We start from the raw sequence: 20976 nt of genomic DNA on the forward strand, positions 1-20976 counted from the left end.
GGCGGGACCGACCGGACTGCCGGTCAGTGCGCCGGTTCCAGCCGGACCACGATGGACTTGGACGTCGGCGTGTTGCTGACCTCCGCGGTGGAGTCCAGCGGTACGAGGACGTTGGTCTCGGGAAAATAGGCGGCGCAGCAGCCACGCGGGGTGGGGTAGGCGACCGTTCGGAAGGCCGGTGCCCGGCGCTCGACCCCGTCGGAGAACTCGCTGACGATGTCGACCGGATCGCCCTCGGTCAGGCCGTGCGCGGCGAGGTCGTCCGGGTGGACGAAGAGCACCCTGCGGCCCTGGTGGATGCCCCGGTAGCGGTCGTCCAGGCCGTAGATGGTGGTGTTGTACTGGTCGTGCGAACGGAGGGTCTGCAGGAGCAGCCGCCCCTGCGGGACGCGCAGCACTTCCAGGGGGTTGACGGTGAAGTTGGCCAGCCCGGTCCTGGTGGGGAAGCGCCTCTCGTCGCGTGGCGGGTGAGGCAGGGCGAAGCCGCCCGGCCGGCGCACCCGGGCGTTGAAGTCCTCGAAGCCGGGGATCACCCGGGCGATCCTGTCCCGAATCAGGTCGTAGTCCGCCTCGAAGTCGGCCCAGGGCACCTGCGGACCGCCGCTGTCGAGGGCCGCGTCCGCCATCCGGCAGATGATCGCGACCTCGCTCAGCAGGGCGTCGGAGGCGGGCGCCAGCCGGCCACGCGAGAGGTGCACCATGCCCATGGAGTCCTCCACCGTCACCCGTTGCTCCCCGGCGGGCCGCAGGTCGGCTTCGGTGCGGCCCAGGCAGGGCAGGATGAGCGCCTGGCGGCCGGTCACCGCGTGGGACCGGTTGAGCTTGGTGGAGATCTGCACGGTGAGTTCGCAGTCGCGCAGAGCTCGCTCGGTGAGTTCGGTGTCCGGAGCGGCGGAGACGAAGTTGCCGCCGAGCGCGACGAAGACCCGTACCTGTCCGTCCCGCATGGCCCGGATGGCCTCCACCGCGTCGTGGCCGTGGTGGCGCGGCGGCACGAAGCCGAACTCCGCGCCGAGCGCGTCGAGGAAGGCTGCGTCCGGCTTCTCGTGGATGCCCATGGTCCGGTCGCCCTGGACGTTGGAGTGCCCGCGCACGGGGCACAGGCCGGCCCCTGGGCGTCCGATGTTGCCGCGCAGCAGCAGGAAGTCGACGACCTCGCGGATGGTGGGCACCGAGTGGCGGTGCTGGGTGAGGCCCATGGCCCAGCACACGACGATCTTCCGGGCGGACAGTACCTCCTGGAATGCCTCCCGGATCTCCCGCTCCGACAGGCCGGTCGCCTCCAGGACGTCGTCCCAGGACGTCTTGCGGGCCTGGTCGGCGAACTCCTCGAAGCCGTGGGTGTGCGCGGTGATGAAGTCATGGTCGAGGACCGTGCCGGGAGCGTCGTCCTCCGCCTCCAAAAGCATGCGGTTGAAGGCCTGGAAGAGGGCTTGGTCGCCGCCGAGCCGGATCTGCAGGAACAGGTCGGAGAGCTGGGTTCCCGCGCCCAGTACGCCGGAGGGCCGCTGGGGGTTCTTGAACCGCAGCAGGCCCGCCTCGGGCAGGGGGTTGACCGAGATGACGCGGGCGCCCTTGGTCTTCGCGGTCTCGAGCGCCGAGAGCATCCGGGGGTGGTTGGTGCCCGGGTTCTGCCCGACGACGAGGATCAGGTCGGCCTCGTACAGGTCCTCCAGCCGGACGCTGCCCTTGCCGATGCCGATGGTCTCGGTCAGGGCGGAGCCGCTCGACTCATGGCACATGTTGGAGCAGTCCGGCAGGTTGTTGGTGCCGAGAAGCCGGACGAACAGCTGGTAGACGAAGGCGGCCTCGTTGCTCGCCCGGCCGGAGGTGTAGAAGGCGGCCTGATCGGGTGAGCCGAGAGCGCGCAGCTCCCGGGCGACGACGGCGAACGCCTCCTCCCAGGAGATCTGCCGGTACCGGTCGCCGCCCGCGGGGCGGTACATGGGGTGGGTCAGGCGGCCCTGCTGACCGAGCCAGTAGTCGCTGCGTCCGGCCAGCTCCGCCAGGGTGTGCTCGGCGAAGAAGCCGGGACCGACCCGGCGCAGGGTCGCCTCCTCGGCCACCGCTTTGGCGCCGTTCTCGCAGAACTCGGCACGGTGCCGGTGCTCGGGCTCGGGCCAGGCGCATCCCGGGCAGTCGAATCCCGTCTTCTGGTTGACGCTCAGCAGGGTCAGCAGGCTGCGGCGGACGCCCATCTGCGCGTGGGCGTGGCGCAGCGAGGACGTGACCGCGGGAACGCCCGCGGCGTAGTCCTTCGGCGGGCCCACCCGCAGACGGGAGTCACCGGGGTCCTCGGCGGGTGCCTTGCGGGTCATCGCCTAGCTCTCCGCGAGGTTCGCGCGGGTGCCGAGGCGGTCCTGGACCCAGTCGTGGAACTCGCCGATGTGGTGCTCGCTGGGCACCAGGACGCCGCCCTTGGCGTACAGCCGGGAGCTCATCGCGGGCTGGCAGCGCTCACAGGCGTCGAAGTCCTGCCGGTTGACGCGGTCGAACAGCTCGACCGACCGGCTGACGTCCCGGCCGCTTGCCACCACGCCCTTCAGGTACAGCCAGTCGCACTCCACGATCGTGCGGTCGACCGCCACCGGGAACATCCGGTGGAAGATCACGTGGTCGGGGACCAGGTTGATGAACACCTGCGGGCGCACCGTGATCGCGTAGTACCGGCGGTCCTGTTCCTCGGAGACCGTGGGGATCCGGTCCAGGCCCTGAGAGCCGTCCACGGTGAAGCCCTGGACGTCCGAGCCGAACTCGGCGCCGTGACCCACGTAGTACTGCGCCGCGTAGCCGTCGGCGAACTCCGGGAGGACCTCGGTCAGCTCGGGGTGGATGGTCGCGCAGTGGTAGCACTCCATGAAGTTCTCGATGATCAGCTTCCAGTTGGCCTTGACGTCGTAGACGATCCGCCGGCCGACCTCCAGGTTCTCGACGTCGTACCGCTCGATGGACTCCACGTCGCCCAGGCGCGCGACCACGTCCGCGATCACCGACTGCTCGAACGAGGGCGGGTTCTCGGCCAGGCACACCCACACATAGCCGAGCCACTCGCGTACCGCCACGCTCGCCAGGCCGTATTCGGTTCGGCCGATGTCCGGCATCTTCGTCAGGTTCGGGGCCGCCACGAGCTTGCCGTTGAGGTCGTACGTCCAGGCGTGGTACGGGCATTGGAAGGCCCGCTTCACCTCTCCGGACTCCTGCGTGCACAGCTTCGCGCCCCGGTGCCGGCACACGTTGAAGAAGGCCCGGACGGAGCCGTCCCGCGACCGGGTCAGCAGGACGCTCTCCCGCCCGACGTCCACGGTACGGAAGGCGCCCGGCTTCGCCAGTTCCGACGAGCGTGCCGCGCAGAACCACATGGATTCGAAGATGTGTTCCTGCTCCAGGCGGAAGATCTCCGGGTCCGTGTAGTGGTCACCGGGGAGGGTCGCGATCAGGCTCTCCGGCAGGCCGGTCGTAGTCATGGTTCACCTCGGAGTGAAGCGCCTCGGGCGGGCGAGTGGTTGCCTCATGTGCAACGGGCTTCTTGCTGCGCAACTCACGGTGCAGTTCACCCGAAGCACTGTCAAGCCCTTGACCCCAGACCGTCGCAGCCAGGACCATGTTGCGTATCAGTCAGACTGTTGCGTAATGCGCACTTCTCTGGGAGGGCTCCGTGTCACTTGGACCCACAACCGGCCGCGAGTTCGTCCTCACCCTGTCGTGCCCCGACCGCTCGGGCCTCGTCCACGCCGTCACCGGCTTCCTGGTCCGGCACTCCGGGAACATCCAGGAGAGCCAGCAGTTCGACGACCGGTTGCAGGACCGCTTCTTCATGCGGATGCACTTCGACGTCTCGGACCCGGGCACGTCGCTGGAAAGCCTGAAGTCCGGCTTCGCCCAGGTCGCGGAGGCCTACCGGATCACGTGGCAGCTGTACGAGGCGTCGACGCCGACGCGCACGCTGATCATGGTGTCGAAGTTCGGGCACTGCCTGAACGACCTGCTCTTCCGGTGGCGCACCGGCGCGCTGAACATCGAGGTGCCGGCGATCGTCTCCAACCACCGGGACTTCGAGCCGCTCGCCGAGAGCTACGGGATCCCCTTCCACCACGTGCCCGTGACCCGGGAGACGAAGCCCGAGGCGGAGGCGCGGCTGCTGGAGCTCGTGGACGAGCTGGACATCGACCTGGTGGTCCTCGCCCGCTACATGCAGATCCTGTCGAACGACCTGTGCAAGCAGCTCGAGGGCCGGGCGATCAACATCCACCACTCGTTCCTGCCGAGCTTCAAGGGCGCCCGCCCCTACGTCCAGGCGCACGAGCGGGGCGTCAAGCTCGTCGGGGCGACGGCCCATTACGTCACCCCGGACCTCGACGAGGGACCCATCATCGAGCAGGACGTCATCCGTGTGAACCACTCACAGGGGCCCGACAGCATGGTCGCCCTGGGGCGCGACGTCGAGGCGCAGGTCCTGGCGCGGGCGGTGGAATGGCACAGTCAGAGCCGCATCATGGTCAACGGCAACCGTACGGTCGTCTTCCGCTGAGGAAAACGGCCTCCCCCCTCCCACCTGTTGACTGTTTCACCTAGGGTTTCGCCATGAGCAACTACGGCGCTGAGTCCGCAGGCGCTCCCAGTGGCGGAGTGCAATCCGTTGACCGTGCTGTCGCCGTGCTGGAGATCCTCGCCCAGCACGGCGAGGCGGGGGTGAGTGAAGTGGCCGCGGCGATCGACGTCCACAAGTCCACCGCCTTCCGTCTGCTCGGCGCGCTGGAAGCGCATGGGATGGTCGAGCAGGAGAGCGAACGTGGGAAGTACCGTCTCGGCTTCGGTGTCGTGCGCCTGGCCGGCGCCGTGACGGGCCGCATCGCCGTCACCAGACACGGGCGCGGGATCTGCGAGCGTCTCGTCGACGAGGTGGGCGAGACGCTGAACATCGCCGTGCTCGAGTCCCACCACGCGATCAACCTCTACCAGGTACGCGGCTCGTCGGCCATCGCCGCGCAGAACTGGGTGGGACGGCTGACGCCGCTGCACTGCACGTCGAGCGGCAAGGTCCTCCTGGCCCACCTCGACCGCGAGGCCCGCGACGAACTCCTCGCGGAGTCCGGCCTCCCCCGTCTGACACCGCGCACGGTGACCTCCAGGAAGAAGCTGGAGGCGGACCTGTCCAAAGCCCGTGAGCAGGGTTATGCCGTCACGCTGGAGGAATACGAGGAGGGCCTCAACGCCCTGTCTGCTCCCGTGCGTTCGGACGACGGTGAGGTCGTCGCCGCTCTCAGCGCGTCGGGGCCGGCCTTCCGGCTGACCGAGGAGCGCATGCACGAACTCGCGCCGCTGCTGGTCTCGGCAGCGGGCGAGCTCAGTCGCCGTCTCGGCTGTGCGGGCTGAGGCCCGCACAGCCCGGCTCGGTCGCTGACCAGGACAGAACCCTCACGACAAGCGGCGGTCGGTGATCCGGTGTCCGGATCACCGACCGCCGCTTGCGTGCTGCCCGCGTCAGCCCGTCCACTCCACAGCCGCGTCCAGCAGCCAGTCCGTCAGATAGCCGGCGAAGGACGAACGGACCAGCACCCAGAACCCGGCCCGGGGGTCGTCACGGGCGACCAGGACGACCTGGGTGCGGCCCAGGTTCGTCTGGGCGCAGCGACCGGGGCCGAAGACCCGCGGGTGAAGATCCAGCGAGCAGCCGTGGGCCAGCACGTCGCGGGCCCGGGGACCGGCGACGAGGAGCGTGGTGCGCTGTGCCGAGACGTCGATGACGGACACGGGCTCGTCGCCCGCGGCCTCGCGGATCCGGCTCTCCAGGCCCTGTTGACCGCCCGGCGGGCCCACCACGAGCCACTCGTCGGGACCGAGCCACAGCGCGGTCAGTTCCCCGGCGCGGACCGCGGTGCCGGGTTCGACGGGGAGTTGGAGACCCAGCGCCAGCCCCACGGCGTCCGCCGCCGCTCCCTTGGGGTCGAGACGCACGTTGATCTGGGACAGGAAGGGCAGTTCCGCCAGCCGGATCGCGCCCCCGGAGGTGCGGGTCGCGGCGGCGAGCCGGTCGGCGGCATGCGACAGGGGGCTGCGGAGCGGGGTGGTAACGGCGGTGTCAGCCATCGCGGCGGGCTCCCTCGGGGTCGTAAAGGACGGGGCTCGCGACGGTCACCGGGACCAGCCGGTCGCCCACGGGGGCATAGAGTCGCTCACCGATGCGGTCCCGGCCGCCCTTGACCAGCGCGAGGGCGAAGGTCCGGCCGAGGGCCGCGCTGCGGTAGCTGGACGTGACGTGGCCGAGCATCGGCACGGGCGGCGCGGGCAGCACACTGCCGGCGACCAGGTGCGTGCCTTCGGGGAGGAACGTGCCCGGGTCCTCCGGAAGCAGCCCGACCAGGTGCTTGCGGTCGGGACGGGCGGTGTCGGCACGGGCGTGGGACCGCTTGCCGATGAAGTCCCGCTTCTTCTTCGACACCACCCAGCTCATGCCGAGGTCCTGCGGCGTCACGGTGCCGTCGGTGTCCTGGCCGACGATCGGATAGCCCTTCTCCGCGCGCAGGACGTGCATGGTCTCCGTGCCGTAGGGGGTGATGCCGTACGGGGCGCCGGCCTCGTACAGCGCCTCCCACAGGGCGAGGGCCTCCCACGGTGACACGTTGATCTCGTAGGCGAGTTCACCGGAGAAGCTGATCCGGCACACTCGCGCGTCGGTGCCGGCGACGGTCGTCTCGCGCCACGCCATGAACGGGAAGTCCTCGCCTGCGACGGCGAGTCGAGGTGCGAGCGAGCCGAGGACCTCGCGGGAGCGCGGGCCGACCAGGGCGACGGTGGCCCACTGCTCGGTCACCGACGTGCAGTGGACGCGCAAGTCGGGCCACTCCGTCTGGAGCCACTCCTCCATCCAGTCCAGCACGGCGGCGGCGTTGCCCGTCGTGGTGGTGACCAGGTAGCGGTCCTGGTCGAGGCGGATCACCGTGCCGTCGTCGAAGACCATTCCGTCCGGGCGGCACATCACGCCGTAGCGGATCATGCCGACCTTCAGGGTGCTCATCATGTTGGTGTAGAGCAGGTCGAGGAAGACGCCGGCGTCCGGGCCCTGGACGTCGATCTTGCCGAGGGTGGAGGCGTCCATGAAGGCGACGCCGTCGCGGGCGGCGGCGCACTCGCGCAGGACGGCCGTCTCCATGTCCTCGCCGTCCCGCGGGTAGTACCAGGGCCGCTTCCACTGGCCGACGTTCTCGAACAGGGCGCCGTGCGCGACATGCCACTCGTGCAGGGCGGTGGTGCGGATCGGGTCGAGCAGGGCACCGCGGTCGCGGCCGGCGAGAGCAGCGAAGGAGACCGGGGTGTACGGCGGCCGGAAGGTGGTGGTGCCGAGCGCGGAGATGTCCACGCCGAGCAGTTCGGCGACGACGCCACTGGCCAGGACGCCGGAGGTCTTGCCCTGGTCGTTCGCCGTGCCGGCCGTGGTGTAGCGCTTGGTGTGCTCGACGGAGCGCATGCCGGCACCGGTCGCCCGGGCCAGGTCGTCGACGGTGACGTCGCGTTGCAGGTCGACGAAGCGCGGGGCGCCTTCCCGGCCCGGGACGGTGAAGACCCGCATGGGGGGCGTCTGCGGCGGCGTGGCCACCTGTGGCAGGCGCGGGGCTTCGCAGGTGTAGCCCTCGGCCTCGAGTGCGCGGGCTCCGGCGGCCGCTCCCTGCGCGAGGACCCGGGCCAGGTCGAAGACGCCGCCCGCGCCGCCCGCGACCTCGACCGCCTGGCGGCAGGTGTCGGGGACGAAAGTGCCGAGCTCCTCGTCGTAGCGGAGCTTGCCTCCCGCCTGGCTGAACAGGTGCGCCACCGGGTTCCAGCCGCCGGAGACCAGGAGCAGGTCGGCGGCGAACTCCCGCTGCCCCGTGGACTCTCCGTACGGGGCGACGGTCACGGAGGTGAGCCGGGGGGCGCCTTCCGTGGCGGTGACGGCGTGTCCCGTCAGCACCTCGATGCCTGCCTGCCGGGCGCGCGTCGCCCACTCCCCCGGCTCGGGACGGGTGTCGACGACGGCCTCGATGGCCACGCCCGCCGCCGCCAGGTCCAGGGCCGCCGCGTAGGCGCTGTCGTTGGTGGTGAAGACGACCGCGTGGCGGCCGGGCAGGACGCCGTGGCGGTTGGCGTAGGCGCGGGCCGAGGCGGCCAGCATCACACCGGGGCGGTCGTTGTCCGCGAAGGCCAGCGAGCGTTCGTGCGCGCCGGTGGCGAGGACGACGCGGCGGGCGCGGATGCGCCAGACGCGTTCGCGGGAGACGTTCTCGGGGGCTTGGGCGCCGAGGTGGTTGGTGCGGCGCTCCACTGCGAGGAGGTGGTTGTCGTCGTAGTAGCCGAAGACGGTGGTGCGGCGCAGGACATGGACGTCGGGGGCGGCGTCGAGCCGGGAGGTCGTCTCGGTCACCCAGTCGAGGTGTTCGCCTGTGCCGAGGAGGCTGCCGCCGGTTTCCGGCTGGTCGTCGGCGAGGATGACGCGGGCACCTGAGCGGGCGGCGGCTGCCGCTGCGGCGAGGCCGGCCGGGCCCGCGCCGACCACCAGCAGGTCGCAGTGGGTGTGTACGGCGTCGTAGCGGGCCGGGTCCGGTTCGGTGGCGAGGCGGCCCTGGCCGGGGAGGCTGGTCGCGACGAGGCCGTCGTAGAGCTCGACGGTGGTGGCCGGGAGCATGGGCTCGGGGAACGGGGCCTCGATCTGGACGACCGCGTTGGGTTCCTCGACGCCGGCCGAGAAGATGCCCCGTGGGCGGCCCAGCTTGATGCTGGTGCCGGTCTGGACGACGCCGTTGGCGAGGAGGGCGGAGGCGAGGGTGTCGCCCTTGTAGCCCTGGTGTTCGGTGCCGTCGAAAGTGAAGGTGAGGGGAGTGTCGCGGTGGATTCGGCCGCGGGTGGGGTGGCGGAACGGCTGGGTTGTTTCGCCCCCGCCGCCCCTACCCTTCCCGTCCTGAAGGGGCTCTGCCCCTTCTACCCCGCTGGGGGCTGCGCCCCCAGGCCCCCCTTCGGCCTCAACGGCCTCGTCCTCAAGCGCCGGACGGGCTGGATGCACCGAACGGGACTCGAAGGTGGCAGGGCGCTCCTCCCCCGCCCGGTACACCGTGAGGATCTCGTTCGTCGACGTGTCCCGCACCGCGTTGAACCAGCGGCGGCAGCCCGCCGCATGGCTCCAGCGCTCGGCGAAGGGGCCCCTCGGGTTGTCGCGGAAGAAGAGGTAGCGGGCCCACTCCTCGTCGGTGAGGGAGGAGGGGTCCTGCGGGTACGGCACGTGGGCCTGGCCGCCGTAGTGGAACTCGGCCTCGTCGCGGGGCCCGCACCACGGGCAGGGGATCAGCAGCATGGGTCGGCTCCCTGATGGTCCTAGTGGGCGACCGCGGCCGCGCCGTGCTCGTCGACGAGCGCGCCGGTGGTGAAACGGTCGAGCGAGAAGGGGGCGTTCAGCGGATGCGGTGTGTCGTGGGCGATGGTGTGGGCGTAGACCCAGCCCACGCCCGGAGTGGCCTTGAAGCCGCCGGTTCCCCAGCCGCAGTTGAGGTAGAGGTTGTCGACCGGGCTGAGGCCGATGATCGGTGAGGCGTCGGGGCTGACGTCGACGATGCCGCCCCAGGTGCGCAGGACGTGGGCGCGGGCGAAGACCGGGAAGAGCTCCAGGGCCGCCGACATCTGCTCTTCGATGATGTGGAAGGCGCCGCGCTGGGTGTAGGAGTTGTACGCGTCGATGCCCGCGCCCATCACCAGCTCGCCCTTGTGGGCCTGGCTGACGTACACGTGGACCGCGTTGGACATGACGACCGTCGGGTGCACCGGCTCCAGCAGCTCCGACACCAGGGCCTGCAAGGGGTGGCTCTGGACGGGGAGTTCGACGCCGGCCATGGCCGCGAGGACCGAGGTGTGGCCCGCCGAGCAGAGCGCGACCTTGCCCGCCGCGATCGGGCCGCGGGTGGTCCGGACTCCCACCACCCGGTTGCCTACGACGTCGAGGCCGGTGACCTCGCAGTTCTGGATGATGTCGATCCCGGCGGCGTCGGCGGAGCGGGCCAGGCCCCATGCCACGTGGTCGTGCTTGGCGATGCCCGCGCGCGGCTGGTAGGTCGCGCCGAGGACCGGATAGCGCACGTCCGGGGAGATGTTGACGATCGGGCAGACGTCCTTGACGCCGTCCGCGTCGAGCCACTCGGCGTCCACGCCGTTGAGGCGGTTGGCCTCGACGCGGCGCACGCTGTCGCGGACGTCCTGGAGGCTGTGGGCGAGGTTCAGCACACCGCGCTGGGAGAAGAGGATCGGGTAGTCGAGTTCGTCCGCCAGTCCCTCCCACAGCTTGAGCGCGTGCTCGTAGATGCCGGCGCTCTCGTCCCACAGGTAGTTGGAGCGGATGATCGTGGTGTTGCGGGCCATGTTGCCGCCCGCCAGCCAGCCCTTCTCCAGTACCGCGACATTCGTGATGCCGTGGTTCTTCGCCAGGTAGTGGGCGGTGGCCAGACCGTGGCCGCCACCGCCCACGATGACGACGTCGTACGAGCGCTTCGGCTCGGGGTTGCGCCACAGCCAGTCGGGGTGTTCGGGGAGCTCGGCGCCTGGGGTGCGGGGGCTCATCGGGCGTCTCCGTCTTCGGACAGGTGCGGGTAGAGCGGGTGCTTGGCGGCCAGGGCGTCCGTGCGGGCGCGCAGGGCGGGTACGTCGGGCTCCGGCTGGAGGGCGAGCGCGATCACGTCCGCGACCTCGGCGAAGTCCGCCTCGGTGAAGCCGCGGGTGGCCAGGGCCGGGGTGCCGATGCGCAGGCCCGAGGTGACCATGGGCGGGCGCGGGTCGAAGGGCACGGCGTTGCGGTTGACGGTGATGCCGACCTCGTGGAGCAGGTCCTCGGCCTGCCGGCCGTCGAGCTCCGAGTCGCGCAGGTCGACCAGGACCAGGTGGACGTCGGTGCCTCCGGTCAGGACCTTCACCCCGGCCGCCGCCGCGTCGGGCCGGGTGAGGCGTTCGGCGAGGATGCGGGAGCCGGCGAGCGTGCGGGCCTGGCGTTCGGCGAACTCCGGTGACGCCGCGACCTTGAACGACACCGCCTTCGCGGCGATGACGTGCTCCAGGGGGCCGCCCTGCATGCCGGGGAAGACCGCAGAGTTGATCTTCTTGGCGAGGTCGGCCTCGTTGGTGAGGATGACGCCGCCGCGCGGGCCGCCGAGCGTCTTGTGGGTCGTGGTGGTCGTGACGTGGGCGTGCGGTACGGGGTTGGGGTGCAGGCCCGCCGCCACCAGTCCCGCGAAGTGCGCCATGTCGACCATGAGCAGGGCGCCCACCTCGTCGGCGATCCGCCGGAAGGCCGCGAAGTCCAGCTGCCTCGGGTACGCCGACCAGCCCGCGATGATCATCTTGGGGCGGTGTTCCTTGGCGAGCCGCTCGACCTCGTCCATGTCGATGAGGTTGTCCGCCTCGGACACGTGGTACGGCACGACGCTGAGCATCTTGCCGCTGTAGTTGATGCGCATGCCGTGGGTGAGGTGCCCGCCGTGCGCGAGGTCGAGGCCGAGGACGGTGTCGCCGGGCTGGAGCAGGGCGAAGAAGACGGCGGTGTTCGCCTGGGCGCCCGAGTGCGGCTGGACGTTGGCGAAGCCCGCGCCGAAGAGGGACTTGATCCGCTCGATGGCCAGCCGCTCGGTGACGTCGACGTGTTCGCAGCCGCCGTAGTAGCGGCGGCCCGGGTAGCCCTCGGCGTACTTGTTGGTCGCGACCGAGCCCTGGGCCTCCATCACGGCGGAGGGCGCGAAGTTCTCGGAGGCGATCATCTCCAGGGTGGACTGCTGGCGGTGCAGTTCGGCGCGGAGCGCGGCGTGGACCTCGGGGTCCAGCTCCGCCAGGGGGGTGTTCAGCGCGTTCATACGGTGTTCGCGTTCCTCTCGGCGGCCTCGACGACATTGGCGAGCAGCATGGCCCGGGTCATGGGGCCCACGCCCCCGGGCATCGGCGCCAGCCATCCGGCGACCTGGGCGGCCTCCGGGTGGATGTCACCGACGAGCCCCTGCTCGGTGCGGGTGATACCGACATCGAGGACGGCCGCGCCGGGGCGCAGCATGTCCTTGGTGATCAGTCCGGGCGAGCCGGCGGCCGCGACGACGATGTCCGCCTCGCGTACGTGCCAGGCCAGGCCCTTGGTGCCGGTGTGGCAGAGAGTGACGGTGGCGTTCTCGGACCTGCGGGTGAGGAGGAGTCCGATGGGCCGTCCGACGGTGATGCCCCGGCCGATCACGCACACCCGCGCTCCGGCGAGGGGCACGTCGTGGCGGCGGAGCAGTTCGACGATGCCGCGCGGGGTGCACGGCAGCGGGGCCTCGACGCCGAGGACGAGCCGGCCGAGGTTGACGGGGTGCAGTCCGTCGGCGTCCTTGGCCGGGTCCATGCGTTCCAGCACGGCGTTGGCGTCGAGGTGGCGCGGCAGCGGGAGCTGAACGATGTAGCCGGTGCAGGCGGGGTCGGCGTTGAGTTCGGCGATCGTCTCCTCGACCTGCTGCTGCGAGGCGTCGGCGGGCAGCTCCCGGCGGATGGAGGCGATGCCCACCTGGGCGCAGTCGCGGTGCTTGCCGCCGACGTAGGCGTGGCTGCCGGGGTCGTCGCCGACCAGGACGGTGCCCAGGCCCGGTGCACGGCCCGTGGTGGCGGTCAACTTGGCCACGCGCTCGGCGAGTTCGTGGCGGATGGCGGCGGCAGTGGCCTTGCCGTCGAGCAGTTGTGCGGTCACCGGCGGTGTTCCTTCCCTGCGGTCAGCCACGGAGGCGGGACATGGTCGGGTCGAACAGGGGCTCCTCGGCGACCACGGCTTCGACGGACTGGTCGAAGTAGCCGATGTGCACAGTCGTGCCGGGGGTGGTGAGTTCCGTGGGCAGCCAGGCGTAGGCGATCCCCTTGCCGATCGTGTAGCCGTACGCGGCACTCGTGACGTACCCGACCGCACAGTCACCGTCGTACACCGGCTCCTTGCCCATGACGACCGCCTTCGGGTCGTCGATCGTGAGGCAGGTGAGCTTGCGCCGCACATCCGCCTTGCGTCGCTCCAGCGCCGCCTTGCCGATGAAGTCGTCCTTGTCGAGCTTGACGGCGAATCCGACGCCGGCCTCGTAGGGGTCGTGCTCGTACGTCATGTCCGTGCCGAAGGAGCGGTAGCCCTTCTCCAGGCGGAGGCTGTTGAAGGCGCCTCGCCCGGCCGCGATGCCGCCGAGCGGCTCGGCCGCCTGCCAGAGGGTGTCCCACAGTTTCTGACCCAGGTCGGCGGTGGTGTACAGCTCCCAGCCGAGCTCACCGACGTAGCTGAGGCGCATCGCGGTGACGGGGACGGAGCCGATGTGGGCGCGCTTGGCCCGGAAGTACTTCAGTCCGGTCGCCGAGAAGTCGGCGTCGGTGAGCGGCTGGAGGACATTGCGGGCGCGGGGGCCCCACAGGCCGATGCAGCAGGTGCCGGGGGTGATGTCGCGGACCTGGACCGTGCCGTCGGCGGGGAGGTGACGGGTGAACCAGTCGAGGTCCAGGTTGCCGTTGGCGCCGACCTGGAAGAGGTCGGGAGCCAGCCGGGCGACGGTGATGTCGCTGCGGATGCCGCCGTCGTGGTCGAGCAGCAGCGTGTACGTCACCGAGCCGACGGACTTGGCGACCTTGCCGGTGCACAGCCGCTCCAGGAACTCGCCGGCACCGCGCCCGCTGACCTCGAGCCGCTTGAGGGCCGTCATGTCGTACATCGCGACGGTCTCGCGGGTGGTCTGGGCCTCGGCTGCGACGATGGGCGACCAGTACCGCGCGGCCCAGTCGTTGGGGGTGACGATGGAACGGCCTTCGACCAGGCCCGCGTTGGCCTCGTACCACTGGGGGCGCTCCCAGCCGTTCGCCTCGAGGAAGAAGGCGCCCAGCTCCTGCTGGCGGGCGTGGAACGGGCTCGTGCGGATCGGGCGAGGGTCTCCCGACGGCTGGAGGGGGTGGAGGATGTCGTAGACCTCGACGAAGTTCTGGCAGTCGCGGGCCAGCACGTATTCCGGCGAGAGCTGGTGCGGCTCGAAGCGGTTGACGTCGCACTCGTGGAGGTCGAACGTGGAGCAGTAGCCGTCGACCAGCCATTCGGCCATGGCCCGTCCGACGCCCGCGGAGTGGGTGACCCAGACGGCCTCGGCGACCCAGAAGCCCTTGACGTCCGGGGATTCGCCGAGCAGCGGCAGGCCGTCGGTGGTGAAGGAGAACAGGCCGTTGATGCCCTCTTCGACCTTGGCGTCCTTGGTCGCGGGGAGCAGCGACCGGGTCTCGCTCCAGGCCTCCTCGAAGTCCTCCTCGGTGAACTTCAGGACGGACGGCATCTCGTCGGCCTCGTCCACGGAGACGATGTCGTCGGCCGAGATCGGCATCGGGCGGTGGCCGTAGTAGCCGATGCCCAGGCCGTCGAAGCGGTCGCGGTAGTAGAGGTCGGCGTCCTGGTGGCGCAGGATCGGGCGGACCGCCTCCTGCGTCTGGCCCGCCAGGGCCGGTACCGGGCCCGTCCAGGCGAGTTGGTGGGCGAGCGGCGTGAGCGGGAGGTTCATGCCGACCATGCGGGCGATCTTCGGGCCCCAGATGCCGGCGCAGCACACGACGATGTCGGCGGGGATCTCGCCCTGGTCGGTGAGGACACCGGTCACCTCGCCGTCGGCCCTTGTCACGTCGAGGACTTCGTGACGGGCGAGGAAGCGCACACCGCGCTCGGTGGCCCGGCGGATCTGCGCCTCGACGGCGAGGACCGCCTTCGCGAGGCCGTCCGTGGGCACGAGGAGGCCGGCGAGGACCTTGTCCGGGTTGACGAGCGGGTGCTGTTCGACGCACTCCTCGGTGGTCAGCAGCCGGGACTCGATGCCCCAGGAGGCGAGCCAGCCGTGACGCCGCTGCAGTTCCGTGACGCGCTCCGGGCTGGTCGCCACCTCCAGGCCGCCGACCTGCAGGAAGCAGGGCTGACCGTCCACGTCGAGCGAGCAGAACTTCTCGACGGTGTAACGGGCCATCTCGGTCATGGTCTTGGAGGGGTTGGTCTGGAAGACCAGGCCCGGGGCGTGCGACGACGATCCCCCGGTGGCGGGCAGCGGGCCCTGGTCGACCACGGTCACTTGGGTCCAGCCTCGCGCGGAGATCTCATCGGCGAGCGCTGCTCCCACGACGCCCGCTCCGATGATGACCACCCGGGGTCCCGTCATCGCCGCACCTCCGACGTTGAAAGCGATCCAGTTGCTGTGTGCGCAACAGGGTTCAGGTTGCGCAACTCAATGTGCCCGCCGTGGACAGGCGTGTCAAGGGGTCCGCGACGCCGGAAAAACCCCCGGAAACTCCAGGCAGGAACCACCGGAGAACGACGAGGCCCGGCAGGCTGAGGACACAGCCTGCCGGGCCCTTCCGGCGGGGTTCACCAGGGCGGTCGTACGCCCTACTTGATCCAGGCGTCGACCTTGTCGCGGTTGGCCTCGACCCACTTCTTCGCCGCGGCCTCGGGCGCCATCTTGTCCACCGCGATGTACTTGGCCACGGTGTTCTGGTCGTCGTTCGTCCAGGTGAAGTTCTTCACCAGGTCATAGGCCGGGCTGCCCGACTTGGCGAACTTGGCGCTGACGATCTTGTCGAGCTTGTACACCGGGTAGTCGCAGGCGACCTTCTCGGCGTCGGCGTCACAGCCCGCCTTGTACGCGGGCAGGCTGACCTTCTTCAACGGCACCTCGGACAGGAACCACTGCGGCTCGTAGAAGTAGCCGATCACCCATTCCTTGTTCTTCTCGGCGTTGCGGTACGCCTGGATGAGCGCGGTCTCACTGCCCGCGTACACCACCTTGAAGTCCAGCTTGAGGTTCTTCACCAGGGCCTCGTCGTTGGTGACGTACGAGGGGTCGCCGTCGAGGAGCTGTCCCTTTCCGCCCGACTCCGAGGTCTTGAACTTCGACGCGTACTTGTTCAGGTTCTTCCAGTCCAGGATGTCCGGGTGCGCCTTGGCCAGCCACGGCGGCACGTACCAGCCGATGAGGCCCTCGTTGCCGGTCGGGCCCGCGTCGACGGCAGTCTTCTGCTGGGTGATGTACTTCTTCTTCAGGTCGTCGTGACCCCAGTTCTCGACGACGGCGTCGACCTCGCCCGTCCCGAAGCCCTGCCAGGCGATCTCCTCCTTCAGGTCCTTCTGCTCGACCTTGCAGCCGAGGTCGTGCTCGGCGACGTAGGCGAGGACCGCCGCGTTCGCCTCGTAGCCCACCCAGGGGTTGATCGCGAGGTTGAAGGTGCCGCACTTGCCCGAGCTGCCCGAGCCGGCGGCGGTGTCGTCACCGACCTTCGCGCCGCCGCAGGCCGTGAGGGTGAGGCCGAGGACGGCCAGGCCGGCCGCGCCGGCTCTGAAGTGTCGTGCCATGGTGTGGTGCTCCTTATGCGCCGGCGCGGCGAGCCGCTGCCTGAGTGATCCGGTCGAACATGACTCCGAGCAGGACGATGGCCAGCCCGGCCGCGAGTCCCTTGCCGTACAGCTGTCCCTGCGAGAACCCGGCCACGACGTCGTAGCCGAGGGCACCCGCGCCCACCAGGCCGCCCACGACGACCATGGACAGCACGTAGATCAGGCCCTGGTTGGTCGCGAGGGTCAGGGCGCCCCGCGACATGGGCAGTTGGACCTTGGTGATGATCTGCCAGGTGTTGCACCCGGTGGACGTCGCCGCCTCGACGGTGGTCTCGGGCACGGCCCGCACCCCGTCGGCGATGATCTTGATGGCGACCGGCGCCGCGTAGACGACGGCGGCGACGATGGCCGTGAACCGTGTCGCGCCGAACAGCGCGAGGAACGGCACGAGATAGACGAACGGCGGCATGACCTGGGCCGCGTCGAGGGAGGGCCGCAGCAGCCGGTCCACGAGCGCGCTGCGCCCCATCCACACGCCGAGGGCGACGCCGAGCAGCATCACCAGCACCGTCGCCACCGCGGTGGACGCCAGCGTCGTCATGGCGTCCGACCAGACACCGGTACCGACCAGCAGGCCCACGCACACGACGGTGGTGGCCCCGGCGCGCCGGCCGCCGAGCACCGCGGCGACCGCGACGAGGGCGGCGCCGACGAGCCACCACGGGGAGTCGGTCAGCAGGGTCTGGAACGGATTGAGCAGACCGTTGGTGAGGGCGTCACGGAAGGCGTTGGTCAGGCCCGACAGGTTGTCCTGTGCCCAGGTGGTCACATCGTCCGCCGTCCTGGCGATGCCGCTGCCGATGCCGCCCGCGCCGGGGAACTGGGCCGCCCACACGTACGTGTGCGACAAATACACCAGCACCGTCGCCATTACCGCGCCTGCCGCGAGCAGTTGCCGCCGCCACTTGTGGAAGGGACTGTGTGAGCCTCGGGCCGTCTCCGCCCGTCCACTCGCCGCGGTGGTGACCCGGTCCAGCACGATGGCCATGACGACGATGGCCAGACCGGCGTTGAAGGCCGTGCCGACGTCCAGCGACTGCAGGGCCTGGATGACGGTCGCGCCGAGGCCGGGGGCGTTGATCAGGGCCGCGATGGTCACCATGGCCAGGGCGGCCATGATGGTCTGGTTGACGCCCATCACCACGGTCCGCTTGGACATCGGCAGCAGGACCTTGAGCAGGGCCTGACGCCGTGTCGCGCCCATCGAGTTGGCCGCCTCGACGGTGGTCTCCGGTACGGAGCGGATGGCGTGCGCGGTGATGCGGATCGCCGGTGGTGCCGCGTAGATGGTGGTGGCGATCGTGGCGGAGGCGGGTCCGATCAGGAAGAACAGGGTCAGCGGCGCCAGGTAGACGAAGGTCGGCATCGTCTGCATGAAGTCCAGGAACGGCGTCACGATCCGGTTGACCCGGTCCGACAACCCGGCCCACACGCCCAGGGGGATGGCGAACAGCAGCGCCACGAAGACCGCGGAGAGGGTCAGCGCCAGGGTGTCCATGCTCTCCTGCCAGAGCCCTTGCAGGCCGAGGAAGGTGAAGCCGGCCACGGCCAGCAGCGCGACCCGCCAGTTGCCCACGGCCCAGGAGACGTAGCCGACGACGCCGACGACACCGAGCCAGCCGATCTGCGGCACCGGACGGCCCGCGGTCGGCTGCGAGATCAGCTCCTGCACGAAGGTCACCAGGGTGTCGATGACCAGGCGGATCTCGTTGAAGAAGTAGAGGAAGAGCGGGTTGGAGTTGCGGTTGGCGCCGATCGAGTCGTTGACGTCGTTGAACCACCGGTGCAGATCGGTCAGGTCGGCCGCCGCGAGGTCCAGGGTCTGCTTGCCGCGCAGCACGGCGAAGAGCGCCAGCCAGACGAGCAGGATCCCGGCCACCACCACGGCGCGGTTGACCGTGCGCACGCGCCGGGCGGGAGCGGGCGGCTCCACGGTGCCGGTCTTCTCCGGCTTCTCGATCGCGACGGTCATCACGCGTCGCCTTCCTGCCCCGCGACCACCGCGAGGATCTCCTCGTCGCCGACGATGCCGAGCAGCTCGCCGTTCTCGACGACCTTGACCGGCTTCTCGGCCGCGAGCACCGCCCGGGTGGCCTCCTTCACCACGACGTCCGGGCCGAGCTCGGGACCGTCCAGGGGGTCGTCGGGCGCCGCCGGGCGCATGATCCACCGCAGGGTCAGTACGTCACCGCGGGGCACGTCCCTGACGAAGTCGCGTACGTAGTCGTCGGCGGGGGCCCCGACCAGTTCGTCGCCGGTGCCGCACTGGACCATCCTGCCGTCGCGCATGATGAGGATGCGATCGCCCAGCCGCAGCGCCTCGGACAGATCATGGGTGATGAACACCATCGTCTTGCCGACCTCGTGGTGCAGCCGGACGACCTCGTTCTGCATGTCACGGCGGATCAGCGGGTCGAGCGCGGAGAACGGCTCGTCGAAGAGGAGCACGTCCGGGTCGCCGGCCAGCGCGCGGGCGAGACCCACGCGTTGCTGCATACCGCCGGAGAGCTGGTCGGGGTAGGAGCTCTCGTACCCGGAGAGCCCGACGAGTTCGACGACCTCCAGTGCCCGTCTCGTGCGCTCGGCCCGGCTCATGCCGCGGATCTCCAGCCCGAACGCCACGTTCTCGACGACCCGGCGGTGCGGCAGCAGCCCGAAGTGCTGGAAGACCATGGAGAACTTGTTGCGGCGCAGTTCGCGCAGGCGGCCCGCGTCCGCGTCGCGGATGTTCTCGCCCTCGAAGAGGATCTCTCCGGCGGTGGGTTCGATGAGCCGGGTCAGACAGCGCACCAGGGTGGACTTGCCGGAGCCGGACAGGCCCATGACGACGAACACCTCGCCGGGCGCGACCTCGAAGTCCACGTCGCGCACGGCGGCGGTGCATCCGGTGCGGTCCATCAGTTCGCGGCGGGTGAGCCCGCGCAGTTCCTCCGAGCCCGGAACCTGGTCCGCCTTCGGCCCGAACACCTTCCACAGCTCGCGTACGGAGATGACCGGCTCGGGTGCCGAGTTTTGGGGCGTGCCGCGCCGCTGCGGCACCTCGGTCGTTGCTTGGGTCATGTTCGACCTCTTTTCGGCGTTCAGCCGCGGAACCAGTGCTGCGGCCGGGGTTGGATGTTCTGCCAGATGTGTTTGGGCTCCCGGTACTCGGCCAGGCCGGTCGGACCCAGCTCCCGGCCCACGCCGGAGTACCCGAACCCACCCCATTCCGCCTGCGGCACATAGGGGTGGTAGTCGTTGATCCACACCGTGCCGTGGCGCAGCCGGCGGGCGACCCGCTGGGCCTTCCCGGCGTCCTGCGTCCAGACGGCGCCGGCGAGTCCGTACTCGGTGTCGTTGGCGATGCGTACGGCGTCGTCCTCGTCGGTGAAGCGCTCCACGGTGAGCACGGGCCCGAAGGACTCCTCGTGCACCACCCTCATGTCCTGACCGCACTCGTCGAGCACGGTGGGCGGGTAGTAGTGGCCGCCGGCCAGGGCCGGGTCGTCGGGGCGTTCGCCACCGCAGCGCAGGACGGCGCCCTCGGCGAGACCGGCCGCGACGTACGCCTCGACCTTCGCCAGGTGCTGTGCGGAGATCAGCGGGCCGGTCTCGGCCCGCGGGTCGAAGGGGCCGCCGAGCCGGATCCGCCGGGCACGGCGGACCACCTCGTCGACGAACCGGTCGTGCAGCGCGTCCTCGACGATCAGCCGGGCGCCGGCCGAACAGACCTGGCCCGAATGCAGGAAGACGGCCGTGAGCGCGAAGTCCACGGCCGTATCGAAGTCGGCGTCGGCGAAGACGACGTTGGGGTTCTTGCCGCCGAGCTCCAGCGCGACCTTCTTCACGGTCGCGGCGGCGGTGGCCATGATGCGTCTGCCGGTGTCCAGGCCGCCGGTGAAGGAGACCAGGTCGACGGCGGGGTCCTCGGCGAGGGGTGCGCCCGCCTCGGGCCCGGTCCCCAGGACGAGGTTGGCGGCACCGGCCGGAAGCCCGGCCTCCTCCAGGGCCTTCATCAGCAGGATGGACGTCGAGGGGGTGAGCTCACTGGGTTTGAGAACGATCGTGTTGCCCGCGAGGAGAGCGGGCGCGACCTTCCAACTCGCCTGGAGCAGCGGGTAGTTCCAGGGCGTGATCAGTCCGCACACGCCGATCGGCTCGTACACGACGCGGCTGACGGCGTCGTCACGGCCGGTGTCGATCACCCGGCCGGCGTCCGTGCCGCCGAGCCCTCCGTAGTACCGGAAGCAGGAGACGACGTCGGCGATGTCGTACTCGCTCTCCACCAGCCGCTTGCCGGTGTCCAGCGATTCGGCGCGGGCGAACGCGTCGGCGTCGCGTTCGAGGAGGTCGGCGGTGCGCAGGAGGAGCGCGCCGCGCTCACGCTCGGGAGTGCGCGGCCAGGGCCCTTCATCGAAGGCCCGGCGGGCCGCGGCGATGGCCGCCTCGGTGTCCGGACGGGTACCTTCGGAGACGGTCACGGAGAGCGTGCCGTCGGCGGGGCAGCGGATGTCCCGGTGGCCGCCGGCCACGGGATCCCGCCATTTTCCGTCCACGTACAGGTCTGCCACGTCGGGCCCTTCGAGCGGATCACG

At 70.4% G+C, this 20976-nt stretch carries 14 protein-coding genes; 2 read left to right on the forward strand and 12 right to left on the reverse strand.

Going from position 1 to position 20976, the window contains the following annotated elements; translation table 11 throughout:
* Positions 1-23 precede the first annotated feature (23 nt).
* A complete protein-coding gene (locus ACWD1U_RS25945) occupies positions 24-2318 on the reverse strand; it encodes an FdhF/YdeP family oxidoreductase (protein WP_451110941.1) in 2295 nt (764 codons plus the stop codon).
* 3 nt (positions 2319-2321) lie between these two features.
* Positions 2322-3464 (reverse strand): aromatic ring-hydroxylating oxygenase subunit alpha, encoded by a 1143-nt coding sequence (locus ACWD1U_RS25950; protein WP_451110943.1) that lies wholly within the window; start codon positions 3462-3464, stop codon positions 2322-2324.
* A 191-nt stretch (positions 3465-3655) separates the two neighbouring features.
* On the opposite strand from ACWD1U_RS25950, the gene purU reads away from it, so the two are divergent.
* Both purU and ACWD1U_RS25960 read left to right on the forward strand, forming a co-directional pair.
* Entirely contained in the window at positions 3656-4528 is an 873-nt protein-coding gene (gene purU, locus ACWD1U_RS25955; RefSeq protein ID WP_451110945.1) for a formyltetrahydrofolate deformylase, read from the forward strand.
* A gap of 53 nt (positions 4529-4581) precedes the next feature.
* On the forward strand, positions 4582-5373 hold the full coding sequence (locus ACWD1U_RS25960) for an IclR family transcriptional regulator (protein ID WP_451110946.1): 792 nt from the start codon (positions 4582-4584) through the stop codon (positions 5371-5373).
* Between the two features lie 108 nt (positions 5374-5481).
* Here the strand turns inward: ACWD1U_RS25960 and ACWD1U_RS25965 are convergent, their stop codons facing one another.
* The 10 genes from ACWD1U_RS25965 to ACWD1U_RS26010 form a co-directional block, all read right to left on the reverse strand.
* On the reverse strand, positions 5482-6087 hold the full coding sequence (locus ACWD1U_RS25965; RefSeq protein WP_451110947.1) for a sarcosine oxidase subunit gamma: 606 nt from the start codon (positions 6085-6087) through the stop codon (positions 5482-5484).
* A complete protein-coding gene (locus ACWD1U_RS25970; protein ID WP_451110948.1) occupies positions 6080-9319 on the reverse strand; it encodes a sarcosine oxidase subunit alpha family protein in 3240 nt (1079 codons plus the stop codon). Before ACWD1U_RS25970 ends, ACWD1U_RS25965 begins: the two co-directional genes overlap by 8 nt.
* Before the next feature lie 20 nt (positions 9320-9339).
* Positions 9340-10572 carry a sarcosine oxidase subunit beta family protein gene (locus ACWD1U_RS25975; RefSeq protein WP_184907377.1) on the reverse strand — a complete coding sequence of 411 codons (1233 nt, stop codon included), beginning with the start codon at positions 10570-10572 and terminating at the stop codon, positions 9340-9342.
* Complete coding sequence (gene glyA, locus ACWD1U_RS25980) at positions 10569-11852, reverse strand: serine hydroxymethyltransferase (protein ID WP_451110949.1); 1284 nt, start codon at positions 11850-11852, stop codon at positions 10569-10571. The genes ACWD1U_RS25975 and glyA overlap by 4 nt, the downstream gene beginning before the upstream one ends.
* A complete protein-coding gene (locus ACWD1U_RS25985; protein WP_451110951.1) occupies positions 11849-12709 on the reverse strand; it encodes a bifunctional methylenetetrahydrofolate dehydrogenase/methenyltetrahydrofolate cyclohydrolase in 861 nt (286 codons plus the stop codon). Before ACWD1U_RS25985 ends, glyA begins: the two co-directional genes overlap by 4 nt.
* A 22-nt stretch (positions 12710-12731) precedes the next feature.
* Positions 12732-15170, reverse strand: a complete 2439-nt coding sequence (locus tag ACWD1U_RS25990) for a GcvT family protein (RefSeq protein ID WP_451110953.1) — start codon at positions 15168-15170, stop codon at positions 12732-12734.
* Between the two features lie 227 nt (positions 15171-15397).
* Positions 15398-16360, reverse strand: coding sequence for an ABC transporter substrate-binding protein (locus ACWD1U_RS25995; RefSeq protein ID WP_451110954.1), 963 nt, complete (start codon positions 16358-16360; stop codon positions 15398-15400).
* 13 nt (positions 16361-16373) lie between these two features.
* The gene (locus tag ACWD1U_RS26000) at positions 16374-17900 is read right to left on the reverse strand and encodes an ABC transporter permease (protein ID WP_451110998.1); all 1527 of its coding nucleotides are present in this window, start codon (positions 17898-17900) and stop codon (positions 16374-16376) included.
* A 473-nt stretch (positions 17901-18373) separates the two neighbouring features.
* Positions 18374-19462 (reverse strand): quaternary amine ABC transporter ATP-binding protein, encoded by a 1089-nt coding sequence (locus ACWD1U_RS26005; RefSeq protein WP_451110956.1) that lies wholly within the window; start codon positions 19460-19462, stop codon positions 18374-18376.
* Positions 19463-19482: 20 nt separating this feature from the next.
* On the reverse strand, positions 19483-20952 hold the full coding sequence (locus tag ACWD1U_RS26010; protein WP_451110957.1) for an aldehyde dehydrogenase family protein: 1470 nt from the start codon (positions 20950-20952) through the stop codon (positions 19483-19485).
* Positions 20953-20976 lie beyond the last annotated feature (24 nt).

Source organism: Streptomyces sp. NPDC002788, assembly GCF_053592115.1.

Excerpts from the sequence above, each read along its gene's own strand:
- ACWD1U_RS25990 (WP_451110953.1), bottom strand. The coding sequence starts at position 15,170 with ATGACGGGACCCCGGGTGGTCATCATCGGAGCGGGCGTCGTGGGAGCA.
- ACWD1U_RS26005 (WP_451110956.1), bottom strand. The coding sequence starts at position 19,462 with ATGACCCAAGCAACGACCGAGGTGCCGCAGCGGCGCGGCACGCCCCAA.
- ACWD1U_RS25965 (WP_451110947.1), bottom strand. The coding sequence starts at position 6,087 with ATGGCTGACACCGCCGTTACCACCCCGCTCCGCAGCCCCCTGTCGCAT.
- ACWD1U_RS25995 (WP_451110954.1), bottom strand. The coding sequence starts at position 16,360 with ATGGCACGACACTTCAGAGCCGGCGCGGCCGGCCTGGCCGTCCTCGGC.
- ACWD1U_RS25950 (WP_451110943.1), bottom strand. The coding sequence starts at position 3,464 with ATGACTACGACCGGCCTGCCGGAGAGCCTGATCGCGACCCTCCCCGGT.
- ACWD1U_RS25960 (WP_451110946.1), top strand. The coding sequence starts at position 4,582 with ATGAGCAACTACGGCGCTGAGTCCGCAGGCGCTCCCAGTGGCGGAGTG.
- ACWD1U_RS25975 (WP_184907377.1), bottom strand. The coding sequence starts at position 10,572 with ATGAGCCCCCGCACCCCAGGCGCCGAGCTCCCCGAACACCCCGACTGG.
- ACWD1U_RS26000 (WP_451110998.1), bottom strand. The coding sequence starts at position 17,900 with ATGGACACCCTGGCGCTGACCCTCTCCGCGGTCTTCGTGGCGCTGCTG.
- ACWD1U_RS25945 (WP_451110941.1), bottom strand. The coding sequence starts at position 2,318 with ATGACCCGCAAGGCACCCGCCGAGGACCCCGGTGACTCCCGTCTGCGG.
- glyA (WP_451110949.1), bottom strand. The coding sequence starts at position 11,852 with ATGAACGCGCTGAACACCCCCCTGGCGGAGCTGGACCCCGAGGTCCAC.
- ACWD1U_RS25970 (WP_451110948.1), bottom strand. The coding sequence starts at position 9,319 with ATGCTGCTGATCCCCTGCCCGTGGTGCGGGCCCCGCGACGAGGCCGAG.